This window comes from Pseudomonas sp. BN415, assembly GCF_029871195.1.
Classification (GTDB): domain Bacteria; phylum Pseudomonadota; class Gammaproteobacteria; order Pseudomonadales; family Pseudomonadaceae; genus Metapseudomonas; species Metapseudomonas resinovorans.
Genome location: NZ_SSOK01000061.1, coordinates 1 through 17,225 on the forward strand (window position 1 = coordinate 1; position 17,225 = coordinate 17,225).

Genomic DNA, 17,225 nt, shown 5'->3' on the forward strand with positions numbered 1-17,225 from the left:
TCCACCCAGATCGGCTGGCGCAGCCCCAGGCCGAGCGGCTGGTCGGCCGCCAACAGTGTTGGTGGCGTAGTGCCCTCCAGGGTCCAGGCGAACCGCTGACGGCGACAGTTCGGGTCGCCCTTGGCCATGGGCTGGCCGAGGGGCCAGCAGATGGCCGCCACATTTACCTCCGGCGGCTGCGGGTCCAGCGGTTGGGCGATGCCGCGCTGGGTGTCGCGGTTCATTAACAGGTCATGCACCTGCAGCAACAGCGGCGCGGCCGACGCCAGGCCGAACTGGCCAGGTACCGGGGTGCCGTCGGGGCGGCCTATCCACACGCCGATCAGGTGACGCGGGCCAACGCCGATGGCCCAGGCATCGCGCAAGCCATAGCTGGTGCCGGTCTTCCAGGCCAGCACCGGGCGCTGGGTCAGCCTTGCACGCGGGTCGCGGTCCGGGCGGGCCTGGCCGGCGAGGATGCGGCGGATGATCCAGGCGGCGCCGGGCGACAGCAGCCGACGCTCCTGCAGCACGTCCTGGGGCTGCAGGCGCAGGTGAGCGACGCGGCCCCGGCGAGCGAATGCGCTGTAGCCGCTGACCAACTCCTCCAGCTTGCTGCCGGCACCGCCGAGGATCAGCGCCAGGTTGGGTTCACTGGCCGCCGGCAGCACCAGCGGTACGCCGACGTTGCGCAATTCCCCAGCGAAGCGCTTCGGCCCATAGGCCTCCAGTAATTGCACAGCGGGCAGGTTGAGGGACATGCCCAGCGCCTCGCTGGCAGACACCGGGCCGGTGAACCCCGCGGCAAAGTTGCCGGGACGGTAGTCGCCGTAGCGCCGCGGCACATCCTGCAGCAGGGATTCGGAATGGATCAGCCCGGCGTCCAGGGCCATGCCGTAGAGGAAGGGTTTGAGGGTCGAGCCGGGGGAGCGCAGCGACTCGATCATGTCCACATGGCCGAAGCGGCGCTCATCGGTGATGTCGACCGACCCCAGGTAGGCACGCACGGCCATGGTCTGGTGCTCCACCACCAGAATCGCCGCCGAGGTGCGCTCTGGAAGGCGCGCACGCCAACCCAGCAGTAGATCTTCCAGACGACGCTGCAAGGCGGCGTCGAGGGTGGTGCGGATCAGCGGCGGGCTGTCGGGTTTATTCAAGCGCCGCGCCAGCAATGGCGCCAGGCTGGGCTCCTGGCGCGGCGCCAGGAGCACCGGCTCCTCCATGGCCTCTTTCACGGCGCCCTCTGGCCAGACCTGGAACTGCGCCAGGCGTCGCAGCACCTTGTCGCGCGCAGCCTGGGCGCGTTCGGGATGGCGGTCAGGGCGCAGACGGCTGGGGGCCTGGGGCAGCACGGCAAGCAGCGCAGCCTCGGCGCGGGTGAGCTGGGATGGCGGTTTGCCGAGGTAGGCCCAACTCGCCGCCGCCACGCCCTGTAGGGTGCCGCCGAAGGGCGCGCGGTTGAGGTAGAGGCCGAGGATTTCATCCTTCGACAGGTGCCACTCCAACTGCGCCGTGCGCCAGAGTTGACGCAGCTTTCCGGTGTAGGTGCGGGGGTGCGGATCGAGCAGCCGCGCCACCTGCATCGACAGGGTGCTGCCGCCGGAAAGCACGCGCCCGCCGGTAAGGTTGAGCCAGGCGGCACGGGACAGGGCCAGCGGATTTACGCCGGGATGCTGGTAGAACCAGCGGTCCTCATAGGTGAGCAGCGCTTCCAGGTAATAGGGAGACACCTGGTCCAGGCTGACCGGGTAACGCCACACCCCCTCGGCATCGGCGAAGCGCCAGAGCGGCGTGCCGTCCTCGGCCAGCACCACCCGCGCCAGGTCGTCGCCCGGCAGCGGCAACGGGAACAGGCGGTCGGCCGACCAGAGCAAAGCCAGAATCAGCAGCGGGATGGCGAGCCAGGAGGCGCGGATACCAGGTTTGAACCAACCGATCTTCATGGAATTCGAACGCGCCTGATCGAAACCGCTTCCCGAATTTCATCCAGGCTACCAGGATGGGCAAGATCGTAGCCCGGATGGAATCCGGGAGCGACCTCACTCGCCCGCACTGACGACATCCAGTTCTGCACCACCCGCCCAATCCATGGGCAACATGCCCTTCTCGACGAAGCGATGAAAACTGGAAAGTCGCCAGTCACGCACTGCACCGGCCAAGCCGTGCCTGACTGGATTGAAGTGGATGTAGTCCACATGGGCAGCGTAATCCCGTTCATCGCGAATCAAGTGCTCCCAGAAGCGGCGCTGCCAGATATTGGCCTCGCCTTTCGCATTGAACGCCACGCCGACTTCAGGCCGCTGGCCTAGCAGCGCGACAAAAGCCGACTTCACCCTGCGTACCCGGGATGAAAAATCCGCATCTCCCGAAGGAAGCTCCATCAACAAATGAAGGTGATCAGGCAAAACCACGATGGCCGGTAGCTTGAAAGGGCTTCGCGTCATGGCCTGCCCCAGGGACTGGCGCAATTCCTCGTGGTAGCGGACAAGCAGATCACGCCGTCTGTCTTGCAGTGCAAGCGTAATGAAATAGCAGGCGCCGGGTACCCTCGCCCTTCGATAGTTGACCATCCTGCGACCTCCCTGCCGCGCAACTTCCCGGATTTCATCCGGGCTACTGGAGTGACATGCCTTTCGAATACCTGGCGTCAAAAATAAATCTATTTAATTCAATCACTTCGAAACCACTCATCGCTTTGTCAATACCGCATGCACCGTCCTCCACCACCGCACCTTTACAGGCAGCCGCCCAGCTTCTATACGACCATCAAACTGACATCACGGAGGCGACTATCTCCGCGATTCAGCCGAATGCGATGAAGTCCACAGGCAAGATCAGATAACTCATCACCGGGCACTGCACTGAAAAGTGGTGGCTCCACGCTTGCGCCCAACACTAGGAGAAACGAAAGATGAACGCAGCGATTTTGCGTGGTTCGCAGTTTCAGGTGGCAGTGCTAACAGCGCTGCTGACATCCGCCAGTCACGCCTTTGAACCCTCCATTGAGATTGTCGAGCCCAGCGGCACCCAATACGTCAGTGGCTTCCCCGCCCTGGTGAACGTCGGTTTGAACATTTCGGTATTCAACTCGCAAGGTGCCTGTCTGACCAATGCCATCAAGTCGCTGGTTGTGGACGCCCAGCATGCAGACGCAGCCGATCCGACGACAATCCATACCTCGCTCACCAATCCGTTCAACAATAACCCGGCGCTCTGCCCAGCCCCCTATAGCTTCCAGTGGAGCGTCCCCGGCCCTGGCACTTACAGCCTGGTCGCCACGGCAACCCACGGCAGAGACGATGGGTTCGAAAGCGCGATTGTCGAGTTTCTGATGCTGGCGGTGGAATTTCCAGCGCCGCCGGCAGTGGCCAACACCTACATCAACGGAATACCCGACTACAAAAGCGCCAGCGGCAAGAAACGTGGTTGCGTCATATCCAAAATCGCCGAGAACCATGCCAAGGACTCGAAATACGGTCCAAAAGGCGGTCCATACAGCGAGCCGATGATCACCGCAGACGTCGACGAGTACTACGCCAACGGGGCCTGCCCGGCCAAGTAGCAGCTGCAACAACGACGAAGCGGCTTGCGCCGCCTCGTCTTCGGTGGCGGATGACGATTCACCGAGATCGCTCGCTATTTCTCCTTGACCACCAACTGCTCCGGCGCATCCCCAAGGGCCTGCCAGTTCGGCCGGTACATGGATTCCACCGTGGGCGGCGGCACGCGGTAGGTGCCGGGGGTAACGGCACGGGCCAGGTAGAGCAAGTGGGTGGTGCCGTAGTCGCCGACATCCAGGGCGGCCACGTAGCGGTCGTCGCGAAACTCCTGGTGTTTGATGGCGGCGTTCTGCATGGACTTCTGCCACGCCTTCACCGCGCTGCTGGCGTCGTCCAGGCTTGCGGCGCTCTGGGCGAGGTTCTGGTTTTCCAGTTCCAGGCCGGCCGGCAGCAGGTCCACCACCAGCGCGTCGGGGACTCGTTCCTTGGCTTCGATGGCCAGGTGCACCAGCACCAGTTCGCCGCTGTCCAGGGTCTTGAGGTCGAGGCGCTGGCCATCCACGCCGAGGAATTCGCGGCGAATGGTGAGGTTATCGCCTCCGGCAGGCGGTGCCGCCAACGGATAGCCGGACAACGTCAGCTGCTGATAAAGCGGTTCGCTGCCGCCAGAGGCGATATGAAGCGGCTCGGCCAGCAGGGCGCCGTCCAGCTTGAGCCCCGGCTGCTGGTTGTTCAGCTCGCGCTGCTGGTCACCCGCGGTGAGCTGCGCGCTCCAGTTCGGCTCGGGTTTGCCCAGCAGGCCACGACCGGCCAGGTACAGGGCGTTGCGCTCCTGGGTGGACAGCCAGCGCTCGCCGGCCACCAGGTCGGCCAGGTCGAACAGGCGCTGCTCGCGGACGCCGGCGGCCAGGTCATGCTCCTCCAGCACGGCGAGAATCAGCGCCTGGTCGCGCAGCGGGCTGCCGTAGTCGGCCAGCCAATCGCGGCTCTCGCGTTGCACGCGCAGGCCCAGTTCGAGGGCCTGGTCGGCGCGAGGCGCGTCGCCCATTAGTTTGAGGGCCACCGCCAGTTGCACCAGCGGTAGGCCGGAGCGGGAATCGGCGCGACGTTCCCACAGGCTGCGCAGGGCACCCAGGGGCGCCTGCTGGCTGCGCGCCAGGACGTAACCGGCATAGGCCTGCACGGCGAAGCGCGTGTGGTCGGCATTCTGGCTGTAGCTGATCTCGATCAGGCCGCGCTCCTGCAGGTAGCGCAGCAGCCGCTCGCTGGCCTTCTTCAAGGCTTCCGGCGGCACGGCGAACCCCTGGTCACGGGCGCGCAGGAGGAAGTCGGTGACGTAGGCGGTCAGCCAGTATTCCTCTTCACCGTCCGAACTCCACAGGCCGAAGCTGCCGTTGTAGCGCTGCATGCCCAGCAGGCGTTCGATGCCCAGTTCGATGGACTTGCGGCGTTTGTCGTCCGGTTCGCCTTCCAGGCCCAGGCGCTTGAGGGAAGCGGCATCGGCGTAGAGCGACGGGTAGAGACCGCTGGTGGTCTGCTCGGCGCAGCCGTAGGGGTAGGCCTTGAGGGCGCGCACCTGCTCACCCAGATTCAGTGGCGGGCGGCTGGAGAGTTGCAGCAAGGCCTCGCGCCCATTCGGCTCGAAGGCGTCGAGAGTGCCCGCTGGCAGGCTCCAGGCATCGCCCTTGAGCACCGCGCGGAACTGCTTGAGCTGGGCCGGATAGGCCGGGCGCACGCCAAGGGTCCATTCGCGGCTGAACGGCGGCAGGTTCTCGCCCGGCAGTTCCAGGCCGTTGACCGTCACCTTGAAGCTGCCCTGGCCGTAGCCGCCCACGGCACGCACCGGGATGCGCAGGGTGGTGCGCTGGCCATCGGCGAGCTGGACGGGCGCAGTCTGGGCGCCACCGCTCTGGGCAAGGTCCAGTTGGCCGCTGCTTTCCAGGTTGATGTCCAGGCGCTGCGGCTTGCCGGAGAGGTTGGTCAGGTCCAGCGCCAGGGTGGTCTGGTCGCCACCAGCGAGGAAGCGCGGCGCAGCCAGTTCCGCTACCAAGGGTGCGGCCACGACGGTCTTGGCCTCCGCCATGCCGTAGCGCTCATCGGTCCAGGCCTGGGCCATCAGGCGCAGTTCGCCGTTGAAGTCGGGAATATCCAGGCTGACCTCACCCTGGCCCTGATCATCCAGGGTTACCGGCGCGCTTTGCAGGGCGACGATGGTGATGCTGGTCTGCGGGCGTTTGCCGCCGCCGGCCAGGGCGGCGTCGCCACCGAAGGCCAGGGTCGCCAGGCGCCCCTGGCCGGCTTCGATCAGTTGGCCGTAGACGTCCAGTTGGTCAGCACCGTACGCCTTGCGGCCGAAGAGCGTGGCGAAGGGGTCAGGCGTGGCGTAGCGGGTGATGTTGAGGATACCCACGTCCACTGCGGCCACCAGCACGTTCACCTGCTTGGGCAGGCTGCCATCGGCGTTCTTCGCCTGTACCTGGACCTTCAGCGGCTGCTTGGGCCGCATCTTCTCAGGCGCGGTGAGTGTGAGGGCCAGCTTGCGCGGCGCCCGTTCCAGCGGCAGGTGCAAAAGGCCCACGGCGCGCTTGGGCGTGACGCTGGCCTTGCGCTCGCCGGGGCGGATCACCAGCGCGCTGACATAGAGGTCGTGACGCGCCCAGTCCTTGGCCACCGGGATATCGAAGCGCTTGCCTTCGGCCGGTACGTCGATGGGTTGCCACCACAGCGGCCCTTCGGCGGACTCCACCAGCAGGTAGCCGCTGCCGGCGCTGGGCGGGGTGACGGTGACTTTGGCGGTTTCTCCGGCGGCATAGGCCGGCTTGTCCAGCGCCAGCTTGACCTGGTCCGGGCGCACTGCGCCGCCTTCGGCGTTGTCTTGCCAACGGTAGCCGGCCCAGAAGCGCAGGCTGCTGGTGATGCCGGTCTGCGGGTCTTCCACCTCCACGCGGTAGGGGCCCCACTCCACCGGGAAGCTGACCTTGGCGGTGCCGCCGGCTGCCACCTGCACCTGTTCTTCGGAGAGGTTCAGGTACTTCTCGTTGAAGTGGTAGGTCCAGCCATCGTTGTTGGAGTAGTTCCAGTAGTAGTCGCGGCGCTCGCGCACCAGACGCACCTTGAGGTTGTCGGCGGCCAGCTTGTTGCCTTCGGGGTCGGCCACCAGCAGCTCGAACTCGGCCAGGCTGTCGGCGTCGGTTTCCTCGCCGTCGAACAATGCGCGCAGGCCCGGCAGGCGCTCGGCCGGCCACACCGGCTGCACCAGGCGACGGGTGATCGGGCGGCCGCCGGATTCCTGCAGGCTGGCCTGGAGGATCAACTGCAGCGGCGACTTGGCCCCGGCCCAGCGGGTTTCGATGTTCAGCTCGGTCTTTCCGTCGGCGTCGAGTTGGGTTTCGTCCAGCTCGATGTCCTGTTTCAGCTCGTCCTCGGTCACCGAACCGAACTGGTAGCCGGGCAGTCCTTTCACGGCTTCACGCAACGGTCGCACGTAGAGCTGGCCAGTCAGACGGTTGCCGGAGGCGGGCGCGCCATAGAGGTAGCGGCCGGTGACCTGGAAGCGCGCACTATCGTGGGGCGCGAACGGCTGGTCGCTGCCCTTGAGCTCCAGGGCCATGCGCTCTGGCAGGAAGTCTTCGACAAGGAATTCGTAGAGCTGCGGCTTGCCATTACCCAGATCGAAGAGCAACTGCCAGCGTCCGGTGGGTGCTTCGGCGGCGAGCTGCAACGGGTACTGGTAGAAACCGCCCTCCCCGGATTCCCAGACGAAGCGGCGGCTGACCTGTTCGTCGGGTCGGCGCACTTCCACGGTCACCGGCTGGCCCGCCACCGCGCGACCATCGGCGTCGCGCAGCAAGGCGTTGAGCAGTACGGTCTCGCCCGGACGGTACAGGTCGCGCGGGCCGAAGACAAAGAACTGCAGGGCGTGGCTGGCCGGGCCGGCGATGTCGAACTCAGCCAGGTCCAGCGCGGGCGCGGACAGGCGCAACAGGCTGGTCTGTTCATCCTTGCGGGCGATCAGCACCTCGGCCTTGGGCGCCAGGGGCATTTCGGCGTGGCCCTTGCCGTCAGTCTTGCCCTCAGCCAGTACGCGGCCTTCGCCGTCCAGCAGCTCCAGGGCGATATCGGCCTGGGCAGCGCCCCCTTCCAGGGCCTGGGTGAAGACGTCCAGGCGGTCGCTGTAGCGGTGGGCGGAGAGGCCGATGTCGCTCAGGGTGAAGAGCGTCGCCGGGTTGGAATAGGTGTAGCTGCCGGCTTCCTTCATCACCGCCAGGTAGACACCGGGCTGCTTCATCGGATCGAGGTTGGCGATGGGCAGCAGCAGGGTTTCGCGGGTGTTGCGGGCGGGCTTCAGGTCGAAGCGGCCGGTGTAGACCAGGTCGGCCATCCTCAGCAGTTCGCGGGCTTCCCAGACGTCCAGGGCACCGCGCTTGCCCCAGCGGGCGAGGAAGCCCGGCAGGGATTCGGTCTTCACGCGGAAGAAGTCCACATCGACCCTGTCGACGTTCAGCGCGATCACCGGCAGGCCTTCGGCCAGGCGGGTGGGCAGCAGCGAGCCACGGCTGGCGAAGCCGACGGTGGCTTGCAGGTCGCGGGTTTCCAGGCGGGTGATGTGCTCCTCGGCCAGGCGCGCGTCATTCACCGCACGCAGCCCGGGGTCGATGGTCAGTACCAGCTTGCGCTTGGGCTCAAGGTGGCGCAGGCGCAGCTCCATCAGGTTGTCGGAGAGCTCCCAGGCGCCGTCCACCTTGCCGTCCTTGCTGTCCACCAGGTGCAGGCGCTCGGCGAACGTCTGCTCCGGGTCCAGCGGCACTGAGAAGGTCACCGACAGCGCACTGGCGCCGTCGAGCTGCACTTCGGACACATCGATCACCTTCAGCTCACGGCCGGCGTAGCGCGAGGCCAGGGCAGCGGTGTCGACGGCCGGGCGCGCCGCCTGCTCGATGGCGGCAGGTGGCGACTTGCTCGCGGCCTGCTCGGGGGTGGAGGAATCGCAGGCGCTGAGCAGGCTCAGCGCCACGGCCAGAAGTAGTCCTTTCTTCGGCATGGCAGGCTCTCGATGGGGAGTGCGTATAGGCGGCGAACTATAGACCAGCGTGGCGCTCCGGTGGCAGCCGGATGACGGCAGGGGCAATACGCCTCTCGAAACGTCGCGCGGCTATACTGCGCGGCTTGACTGGAGCCCTGCATGAGTCTGTTCCTCGACGCCTGGCGGCATTCCCCGACCCACAAGAAGGTCTGGGCGCTGGCCGCTCCCATGATTCTCTCGAACATCTCCGTGCCTCTGGTCGCTCTGGTGGACAGCACGGTGGTGGGCCACCTGCCCCATGCCCACCAACTGGGCGCGGTGGCAGTCGGCAGCACCCTGTACATGCTGCTGCTCGGTGTACTGGGCTTCCTGCGCATGGGCACCACCGGCTTCGCCGCTCAGGCCGCCGGCCGCGCGGACGGTGGCGCCCTGCGCCAGGTGTTGCTGCAGGGGCTGGGCCTGGCCTTGGGTCTGGCCCTGCTGCTGGGGCTGCTGGCAGTGCCTTTCAGCGACCTGGCCCTGGGGCTGATGAACCCCTCGGCCGAGCTGGACGCACTGACACGCGAATTCTTCCACCTGCGCCTGCTCGGCCTGCCAGCGGCGCTGGCCAACTACGCCCTGGTCGGCTGGTTCCTCGGCACCCAGAACGCCCGCGCGCCCCTGGCCATTCTGCTGGGCACCAACCTCGCCAATATTGCCTTGGCGCTGTGGTTCGTGCTCGGACTGGACTGGGGCGTGGCCGGTGCAGCGCGGGCGGCGGTGATTGCCGAGTGGAGCGGCGCGCTGATCGGCCTGGCGCTCACCCGTGGCGCCCTGCGTCGCCACCCCGGCCGCATCGACTGGCCGGCGCTGCGGCTGTGGTGCAACTGGCGGCCGTTGCTGGCGGTCAACCGCGACATCTTCATCCGCTCCCTGGCACTGCAACTGGTGTTCTTCCTGTTGACAGTGCAGGGCACGCGGATGGGCGACGCCACGGTGGCGGCCAACGCCTTGTTGCTCAATGGCCTGCTGGTCACCGCGTACGCCCTGGACGGCCTGGCCCATGCCGTGGAAGCCCTGTGCGGGCACGCCATCGGTGCCCGCGACCGCCTGAGCCTGCGCCGCTCCCTAGTGGTGGCCGGTGGCTGGTCGCTGCTGGCGAGTCTGGCCTTTGCGCTGTTCTTCGCCGTTGCTGGCGGCCTGTTCATTGATATGCAGAGCGATATCACCGCCGTGCGCGAGGTGGCTCACATCTACCTGCCCTACCTGGCGCTGCTGCCACTGATCGCGGTCTGGAGCTACCTGCTGGACGGCCTGTTCATCGGCACCACCCGGGCTCGCGAAATGCGCGACGCCATGCTGCTGGCAGTCACCCTTAGCCTGCCGCTGGGTTGGGGGCTACAGTTTCTCGGCAACCACGGACTCTGGCTCGCCTTCCTCGCCTTCATGGCAGTGCGCGGGCTCAGCCTCGGTACACTGGCATGGCGTCTGAACAAGCGCGACGCCTGGTTCGCCGGTGCCCACGAATAAGGAGTAGACAATGCTGGCCGCCCCCTGCCACCCCGATGAACCACGCCGCCTTCAGGCACTGCAGAACCTGGAGATCCTCGACACACCCGCCGAGCACTACCTCGACACCCTGGTGCGACTGACCCGCGACCTGTTCAACGTGGCCACGGTACTGATCAGCTTGATCGACCAGGATCGCCAGTGGTTCAAGGCGCGCATCGGCCTGGCGGCACAGGAAACACCACGGGACGTTTCCTTCTGCGGCCACGCCATCCTCAAGGACGACTTGTTGCTGGTGGAGGACGCCCGCCGCGACCCACGCTTTGCCGATAATCCGCTGGTGTTGGGCCCGCCCTACCTGCGCTTCTACGCCGGCCAGCCGATCTACTCCGCCGACGGCCAACCCATCGGCACCCTCTGCCTGCTGGACCCGACCCCGCGCGCCTTCAGCCGCTTCGAGCGCACCCGCCTGCGCGACCTGGCGACTCTGGCCCAGGGCTATCTGCAGATGCGCATGCTCAGCCAACAGACCCGCAACCTGCGCGAGGCGGTGGACCGCGAACAGCGCAAGGCGCTGATGGACCCGTTGACCCAGCTGTGGAACCGCGGCGGCTTCAACCAGTTCTACCCGCTGGAACTGGCCAAGCTACTCGGCAGCGACCTCAAGCTGGGGGTGATCTACTGCGACCTGGACCACTTCAAGAAGGTCAATGACCAGCATGGTCACGGCGCTGGTGACCAGGTGCTGTGGGAAAGTGCCCGCCGCATGAGCGCCGCGTTGCGGCCCCAGGACTTACTGGCACGCCTGGGCGGCGAAGAATTCGTCGCCCTGATAACGGTGCATGACGAGACCGAGTTGTTGCAGGTGGCCGAGCGCCTGCGCCGAGCCATCGAGCAGGAGCCCATCCCGCTGGAAGGCCACTCCCTGGTGCAGACCGCCAGCTTCGGCGCGACCCTGGTACAGCCCGGCGATACCCGGGTCACTGCCCTGGAACGCGCCGACCGTGGGCTTTACCTGGCCAAGCAGAATGGCCGCAACCGGGTGGAGTACGTCGCCCGGCAAGGATGACCACAACGACAACGATCCTGATGACTGAAGGAGTTCCCATGGGACAAGCTATTGCTGCGTACCTGCATTTCCTGTCGATTTTCGTGCTCTTCGCCCTGCTCGTCCTGGAGCATCGACTGTTCAAGCTGCCGCTGGACCTCGAACGCGCCCGCAGCCTGGTGCGCGTCGACATCGCCTACGGCCTGGCCGCCGGTGCGGTGCTGGCCACCGGCCTGGCGCGGGTGGTCTGGTACGGCAAGGGCCTGGACTACTACCTGGGTAACGCGATGTTCCACGCCAAGATGGGGCTGTTCGTGCTGATCGCCCTGCTCTCCAGCTTCCCGACCTTCGTCTTCCTCAACTGGCGCAATACGCTGAGCGCCGGGCAAGTGCCGGAGATCAGCCCCGGCAAGGCCAAGGCAGTGATCATGGTGATCCGCCTGGAGCTGTTGCTGGCATTGATCCTGCCACTGTTGGCGGTGCTGATGGCACGTGGCTTCGGTGTGATCGGCAACTGAAGGCAGGCGGTGCAGCTTGTAGGGTGGAAGTCGCCCTTTGCGTCCACCATTCGATAACGCCCCCAACACTGATCGTGGACCGCTGAAGCGTGGTCCACCCAACGTCACCGGGGATGCTGCGCATCCCTTGGCGAATGAATAGGCCCCTTCTACAGGACTACGTCGGGGAACGGCTCGGGGGCGAAGACCGGATTGAACGACAGGCGCTCGCGAGCCTGTTGCAGGGCCGCCGCCACGGCTTCGTCGCCATCGGCCAGGCCCTGCAGGTGGACGTACTCCACATGATGCAGGCCGATGATGCCGAGCACATGACGCAGGTAGGGGGAAAGAAAATCCATCTGCTTGGCCTTGGCCCCCAGGTAATGCCCGCCCGAACTCAGCACCACGAAGGTGGGCCGGTCTTCCAGCAGGCCGTCGCGCCGGCCGTCGTGTATCTCGAACGTGCGATGGATGCGCACCACGTAGTCCAGCCAGAGCTTCAGCGCCGCCGGCACCATGTAGTTGTGCATCGGCGTCGAGATGATCAGGTAGTGGCTCGCCTCCAGCTCACCGATCAACTGCTCCGAAAGGGTGAAGGCTGCCTCCGGGCAATCCGACTTGCCCACCACCGCCTCGGCATAACCTGCACAGAGCGGCGGCAGCGGCTCGCGCACAAGGTTGCGCACGATCACCTCGGCCTTTGGATGGATGCGCCGGGCCATTTCCCGGGCCAACTGGCCGCCGGGGGATGCCAGGTCGTTGGGGCTACATTCGAGCAGGAGGACGCGCGGCATTTGAGGTGCTCCGGACAAACCAGAATGGGCTGGCGGAAATGAAAGCGCCGGATCGGGGAATTTGCCAGGGGGTTGGTCGGATCGCGGCCCAGGAAAAAGCCCGGCGCGGAGCCAGGCTTTCTCATTCACTCGGCCATCAGAGCCTGTTCACGATTGTGCGAGCTAGAGAAGAACAAGGCGAAACTGGCGGAGGAAGCGGAGTTTACGACCGTAAAGGAGCATTCCGAAGCCAGTTTCAACGCAGTTGTTCCGACGCGCAGCCAATCGTGGACCGGCCCTCAGGACGACAGGTAGGACGAGCGCGTCAGCCCCAGCCGCAGGGCGTCAATGTACTGGGTACGCTCGCGCGGGCTCAGTTTGGCGCTGGCCACCTTGTCGCGGTAGTGCGCCATCAGCTCTTCAGGAGACAGGTGCACATAGCGCAGCATGTCTTCGATGGTGTCGTGGGTTTCGATGCCGGCGTGATACGCGCTGCCGTCATCATTCTGGTAGACGTTCACCGAGTCGGTGTCACCGAAGAGGTTGTGCATGTCACCGAGGATCTCCTGGTAGGCACCTACCAGGAACACGCCGAGCAGGTAGTCCTCACCCTCGCGCACCTCGTGCACCGGCATGCTGGTCTCGATGCTCTGCTCGTCCACGTACTGGTTGATCTTGCCGTCGGAGTCGCAGGTCAGGTCCTGCAGCACGGCGCGGCGCAGGGGCTCCTCGTCCAGGCGGTGCAGCGGGATGATCGGCAGCACTTGGCCGATGGCCCAGGTGTCCGGCAGGCTCTGGAACACCGAGAAGTTGCAGATGTACTTCTCCGCCAGCTTGTCGTTCAACTCGTCGAGCACCTGGCGATGGGAACGCTGGCGGGCCTTGAGCTGGTTATGCAGGCGACGGCAAATGGCGAAGTAGGTCTGCTCGGCCAAGGCCTTCTCGGCGAGGGTCAGTTTGCCCTCGGCGTATTGAGAGGCGGCATCCCCCATGTAGTGGGTGGCACGCCAGTAGGTCTCGGTGACCATCTCGGCATCGGTCGGGCCGAGCAGGTCCATCAGCCAGCGGACGATCTCCGGCTGCTCGGCGACGTTGTCGATATGCGGCACGGCGTCGTTGTGGCGTTCGACGTCGGTCACCTGCATCACCAGCACGGCGTGGTGCGCGGTCATGGCGCGGCCGCTCTCGGAGAAGATGTGCGGGTGCGGCAGGCCCTGGGCGTCGCAGAACTCCTTGAGCATGCCCACCACCACGCCGGCGTAGTCGTCCATGTCGTAGTTGATGGAGCTGGCGTTGCGCGAGTGGGTGCCGTCGTAGTCGACGCCGAGGCCGCCGCCGACGTCGATGTGGTCGACCGGCAGTCCGAGGTTACGCAGCTCCGCGTAGTAGCGGATGGCTTCCTTGAAGCCGTGCTGGTAGTCGGCCAGGTTGGCGATCTGCGAGCCCATGTGGAAGTGCAGCAGGCGCACGCCCTGGTCCAGGCCAGCCTTGCGGAAGCGCTCGACCACGGAAAGGATCTGCGCGGCGGAAAGGCCGAACTTGGACTTCTCGCCACCGGTGTCGGCCCACTTGGAGGACGCCAGGGACGACAGGCGCACGCGCAGACCCACCTGGGGGGCAACCTTGAGCTCGGCGGCGATGTCGATGACGAACTCCACCTCGGCTTCCTTCTCGATCACGATGAAGACGTTGTGGCCGAGCTTCTGGCCCATCAGTGCCAGGCGGATGAACTCACGGTCCTTGTAGCCGTTGCAGACGATGGTGCCGCCCTTCGGCGCCAGTGCCAGGACTGCCAGCAGCTCGGGCTTGGAACCGGCTTCCAGGCCGATGGATACGTTCTGGGTGGCGATGATGTTTTCCACCACCGCTTCCTGCTGGTTGACCTTGATCGGGTACAGGGCGGTGTAGCGGCTCTGGTACTCCAGACGCTCGATATTGGCGTCGAAGGCGCCGGTCAGCTGGCGCACGCGCTCTTGCAGGATATCCGGGAAGCGCACCAGCAGCGGCAGGCTGAGGCCTGCTTCGCGCAGGGTGTCGACCTGCTCGAAAAGATCGATCGGCGCACTGCCGGGACCGCGCGGCCGTACTTCGACTCGACCCGATTCGTTGATCGCGAAAAAGCCGGCCCCCCAGTGGCGAATGCCATAGACACTGCGGCTGTCGGCCACGGTCCAGCTGGTGCCATCGTCCTTGCGCGTGCGTCGTGCAGACATCGGTTTCCCCCTATGGGATAGAAAAGGGCCATGCCCGCCGGATCGTGCCGGGCGGGCGCGGACAGGTTAATTCGGTCGTGTGACGTTGGAGTGTTGACCGCTGCTATGACGGTCAGTTTAGAAAGCCGTGGCTCAGCCGCCGGATTTCTTGGCCTTGAAGCCGCGCTTGGCGAGTTCTTCAAGCAACAGGTCCACGTGGTCGCCCTGGATCTCGATCACGCCGTCCTTCAGGGCTCCACCGGTTCCACAGCGACGCTTGAGCGCACTGGCCAGATCCTTCAGGGCATCTTCGGCCAGCGGTACGCCGCTGACGGTGGTGACGGTCTTGCCGCCACGGCCCTTGGTTTCACGGCGCACGCGCGCAATGCCATCGCCAGCAGGCACGGCGGCTTGCTTGCAGACACAGGCGTCGAGAGGCTGGCGGCATTCCGGGCAATGCCGGCCGCTGTCGGTGGAGTACACCAGGCCGCCCAGGGCGGCAAAGGACGAAGCTTTCTTGACCACCGGCTTTCCTCGTAGGGGTCAGGATAGCGACTGGTCGGCGGGGCGCCGACCGCGAAGCCCCACTCTGGCAGGGGCAGCGCTGCCTGGCTGGGAGGCCAGGGTTGAAAGGCGGCGAAATTTAGCAGTTATCGCGGCGAATGCTAAGTACGAAAATGCGCCATTGATCGACAGATTGGCGACCTCGTGCAGCATCCCGCACGAAAGGGTCCGGGATTCTGCACAAACCCGCGCTGGGCGCGGGTTTGGAGGGGTAAAAGGCGCATTTCATTGTGAGGGCGATTTCAATCGCTGAGGGTTGCGCAGCGACCCCAATGACTGGTGAGGGCAACCCTGCGGGCTGCTTAGCGAATGAATTCGCCCCCACATCGTTCCCACGACTTAAAGCGTGGCGAGGTACAGCTTCAGCGCCTTGAGGGAGTCCGGGCAGCAAGGCTGCTGGACCAAAGCGTCCTGCACGTCCATGAACCGCGCGTCCATCACTTCCTCCGGCTGCAGCTTGAGCGGCGCGTCGGAAACGGCGGAGAACACTGCCCCCCAGAGGCGGTTGCCCGGCTCGTCGAAATAGAAGCGGCCATGTTCGCGAAGCGGCACGCCACCAATGCCGAGTTCCTCTTCCAACTCGCGGGCAGCAGATTCTGCGTACTCCTCGCCTTCCTGCACCATGCCCCCGGCGGCCACATCCCAGTAGCCCGGATAAAGCGCCTTGCTCAGGGTGCGGCGATGCACGCAGAGCTGGCCAGAAGAGTTGAACAACAGGATGAAGGTGCCGCGGGAGATCAGTCCGCGCTCGCGCAACTCGGCGCGAGGCAGACCGCCGAGTGGGCGGTCATCCTCATCGACCCAGGCCACCCGCTCCGCGTCGGAGGCGGCACGATGGGCCGCCTCGCGCTCGTCGATCATCATCAGCCCTGCTCCAGCAACTGGCGCAGGTCGATGACAGCGGCATTGGCGCGGGAGATGTAGTTGGCCATCACCAGCGAGTGGTTGGCCAGGATGCCGTAACCGCTGCCGTTCAGCACCATGGGGCTCCACAGCGGCTCCTGGGCGGCCTCTAGCTCGCGGATGATCTGCCGCACGCTGATGGTGGCGTTCTTCTTCGCCAGGACGTCGGCGAAGTCGACTTCAATGGCGCGCAGGATGTGCGACAGCGCCCAGGCCTGGCCACGGGCTTCATAGAAGACGTTGTCGATCTGCAGCCAGGGCGTCTCGACGACCTCTTCGCTCACGGCCGGCACCTGGCCACTGACCGCGGCAGCTTCCGGGCTGATATCGGTATTCAGGCGCACTCGGCCGACGCTGGCGGACAGTCGCTGGGACAGCGAACCGAGACGGGTGGCGACGTCGCCCAGCCAGTTGTTCAAGTTGTCGGCACGGGAATAGAACTGTGCGTTGGGTTGCTTGGGGTCGGACAGGCGGGCGAGGTAGCGATCCAGGGAACGGATACCTTCCTTGTACTCGGCCTCTGCGGCGGGCAACGCCCAGCTCTTGTTATCGAAGTTGAAGCGCGGCTCGGCCTTGGCCAAGTCCGGATCCTCGGTGGACTGAGACTGGGAGCGGGCAAAGTCTTTGCGCAGGGCGCGGGACAGGTCGCGCACCTGGACCAGCACGCCGTATTCCCAACTGGGCATGTTGTCCAGCCAGAGGCCAGGCGGGGCCAGGTCGTTGGAGAGGTAGCCGCCGCTCTTGTCGAGCAGGGTCTGAGCCACGGTCTTGAGGGCTTCCACCGTGGTGTAGCCATTGACCATCTGACGACCGGCGCGCTCGGCGGCCGCCTGGGCGTTCTGCTGCACAGGGAAGAGGTCGGGCTCGCGGCTCCAGTACCAACCCACCACCACACAGGCGAGCAGGTAGATCACCAGCAGGCTGCCGAGGGCGCGGCTCAACCAGATACCACCCAGGTAGCTGCGCACATCGTCAACCGAATCATCGACGCGCTCGCGTGCGTCGCCCATACGCTTCTTCCAGTCCAGCATGGCAGTGTCCTTCGAGTTTCGATCAGCACGGAAAGGTTCGACCACGCTCCGCCTAGGGCGTCGTGGGCGAGTCCTGCACTATAAGGGATGCGCGGGCGCGGCGCAGTGGCCGCGAACCAAACCATCATCCGGCGCGCGCACCTGTTTCGGCCCCTTGACCAGCGGCTGACGATATTTACCCCGCATTTCGTGAAAAACCGGGACAGGTGGCACTCGCGTACCGAACA

The 17,225-nt window shown here is 65.6% G+C and carries 12 protein-coding genes; 4 read left to right on the forward strand and 8 right to left on the reverse strand.

Translation table 11 applies throughout. The features are described 5' to 3' along the window. Both pbpC and E8F20_RS18390 read right to left on the reverse strand, forming a co-directional pair. Window positions 1–1,922 (reverse strand): peptidoglycan glycosyltransferase PbpC (gene pbpC, locus E8F20_RS18385; protein WP_280285015.1); only part of this gene is annotated, 1,922 nt, incomplete at its 3' end. A gap of 96 nt (window positions 1,923–2,018) precedes the next feature. Continuing rightward, window positions 2,019–2,549 carry a transposase gene (locus tag E8F20_RS18390; RefSeq protein WP_280285016.1) on the reverse strand — a complete coding sequence of 177 codons (531 nt, stop codon included), beginning with the start codon at window positions 2,547–2,549 and terminating at the stop codon, window positions 2,019–2,021. Window positions 2,550–2,890: 341 nt separating this feature from the next. On the opposite strand from E8F20_RS18390, the gene E8F20_RS18395 reads away from it, so the two are divergent. Further along, window positions 2,891–3,541 carry a hypothetical protein gene (locus E8F20_RS18395; protein ID WP_280285017.1) on the forward strand — a complete coding sequence of 217 codons (651 nt, stop codon included), beginning with the start codon at window positions 2,891–2,893 and terminating at the stop codon, window positions 3,539–3,541. A gap of 74 nt (window positions 3,542–3,615) precedes the next feature. On the opposite strand, the gene E8F20_RS18400 is transcribed toward E8F20_RS18395, so the two are convergent. Continuing rightward, window positions 3,616–8,520, reverse strand: a complete 4,905-nt coding sequence (locus E8F20_RS18400; protein ID WP_280285018.1) for an alpha-2-macroglobulin — start codon at window positions 8,518–8,520, stop codon at window positions 3,616–3,618. A gap of 141 nt (window positions 8,521–8,661) precedes the next feature. On the opposite strand from E8F20_RS18400, the gene E8F20_RS18405 reads away from it, so the two are divergent. Genes E8F20_RS18405 through E8F20_RS18415 form a run of 3 tightly spaced genes read left to right on the forward strand, consistent with a single transcriptional unit; the run spans window position 8,662 to window position 11,556 of the window. Further along, a complete protein-coding gene (locus tag E8F20_RS18405; RefSeq protein ID WP_280285019.1) occupies window positions 8,662–10,011 on the forward strand; it encodes an MATE family efflux transporter in 1,350 nt (449 codons plus the stop codon). Window positions 10,012–10,021: 10 nt separating this feature from the next. Continuing rightward, on the forward strand, window positions 10,022–11,059 hold the full coding sequence (locus E8F20_RS18410) for a sensor domain-containing diguanylate cyclase (protein WP_280285020.1): 1,038 nt from the start codon (window positions 10,022–10,024) through the stop codon (window positions 11,057–11,059). Between the two features lie 38 nt (window positions 11,060–11,097). Then, window positions 11,098–11,556: a DUF2214 family protein gene (locus E8F20_RS18415; RefSeq protein WP_280285021.1), complete on the forward strand. Its 459-nt coding sequence runs from the start codon at window positions 11,098–11,100 to the stop codon at window positions 11,554–11,556. A 149-nt stretch (window positions 11,557–11,705) separates the two neighbouring features. Here E8F20_RS18415 and E8F20_RS18420 read toward each other — a convergent pair whose 3' ends face one another. The 5 genes from E8F20_RS18420 to E8F20_RS18440 form a co-directional block, all read right to left on the reverse strand. Further along, entirely contained in the window at window positions 11,706–12,329 is a 624-nt protein-coding gene (locus E8F20_RS18420) for an NAD(P)H-dependent oxidoreductase (protein WP_280285022.1), read from the reverse strand. A 278-nt stretch (window positions 12,330–12,607) separates the two neighbouring features. Further along, complete coding sequence (gene speA, locus E8F20_RS18425; protein WP_280285023.1) at window positions 12,608–14,521, reverse strand: arginine decarboxylase; 1,914 nt, start codon at window positions 14,519–14,521, stop codon at window positions 12,608–12,610. A gap of 132 nt (window positions 14,522–14,653) precedes the next feature. Further along, the gene (locus E8F20_RS18430; RefSeq protein ID WP_137821163.1) at window positions 14,654–15,025 is read right to left on the reverse strand and encodes a translation initiation factor Sui1; all 372 of its coding nucleotides are present in this window, start codon (window positions 15,023–15,025) and stop codon (window positions 14,654–14,656) included. 378 nt (window positions 15,026–15,403) lie between these two features. After that, window positions 15,404–15,928: an NUDIX hydrolase gene (locus E8F20_RS18435; RefSeq protein ID WP_280285024.1), complete on the reverse strand. Its 525-nt coding sequence runs from the start codon at window positions 15,926–15,928 to the stop codon at window positions 15,404–15,406. After that, complete coding sequence (locus E8F20_RS18440) at window positions 15,928–16,998, reverse strand: DUF2333 family protein (protein WP_280285025.1); 1,071 nt, start codon at window positions 16,996–16,998, stop codon at window positions 15,928–15,930. Before E8F20_RS18440 ends, E8F20_RS18435 begins: the two co-directional genes overlap by 1 nt. Between the last annotated feature and the right edge of the window lie 227 nt (window positions 16,999–17,225).

Coding starts and splice junctions, on each gene's coding strand:
- E8F20_RS18390 (WP_280285016.1), bottom strand. CDS start 2,549: ATGGTCAACTATCGAAGGGCGAGGGTACCCGGCGCCTGCTATTTCATT.
- E8F20_RS18395 (WP_280285017.1), top strand. CDS start 2,891: ATGAACGCAGCGATTTTGCGTGGTTCGCAGTTTCAGGTGGCAGTGCTA.
- E8F20_RS18400 (WP_280285018.1), bottom strand. CDS start 8,520: ATGCCGAAGAAAGGACTACTTCTGGCCGTGGCGCTGAGCCTGCTCAGC.
- E8F20_RS18405 (WP_280285019.1), top strand. CDS start 8,662: ATGAGTCTGTTCCTCGACGCCTGGCGGCATTCCCCGACCCACAAGAAG.
- E8F20_RS18410 (WP_280285020.1), top strand. CDS start 10,022: ATGCTGGCCGCCCCCTGCCACCCCGATGAACCACGCCGCCTTCAGGCA.
- E8F20_RS18415 (WP_280285021.1), top strand. CDS start 11,098: ATGGGACAAGCTATTGCTGCGTACCTGCATTTCCTGTCGATTTTCGTG.
- E8F20_RS18420 (WP_280285022.1), bottom strand. CDS start 12,329: ATGCCGCGCGTCCTCCTGCTCGAATGTAGCCCCAACGACCTGGCATCC.
- speA (WP_280285023.1), bottom strand. CDS start 14,521: ATGTCTGCACGACGCACGCGCAAGGACGATGGCACCAGCTGGACCGTG.
- E8F20_RS18435 (WP_280285024.1), bottom strand. CDS start 15,928: ATGATGATCGACGAGCGCGAGGCGGCCCATCGTGCCGCCTCCGACGCG.
- E8F20_RS18440 (WP_280285025.1), bottom strand. CDS start 16,998: ATGCTGGACTGGAAGAAGCGTATGGGCGACGCACGCGAGCGCGTCGAT.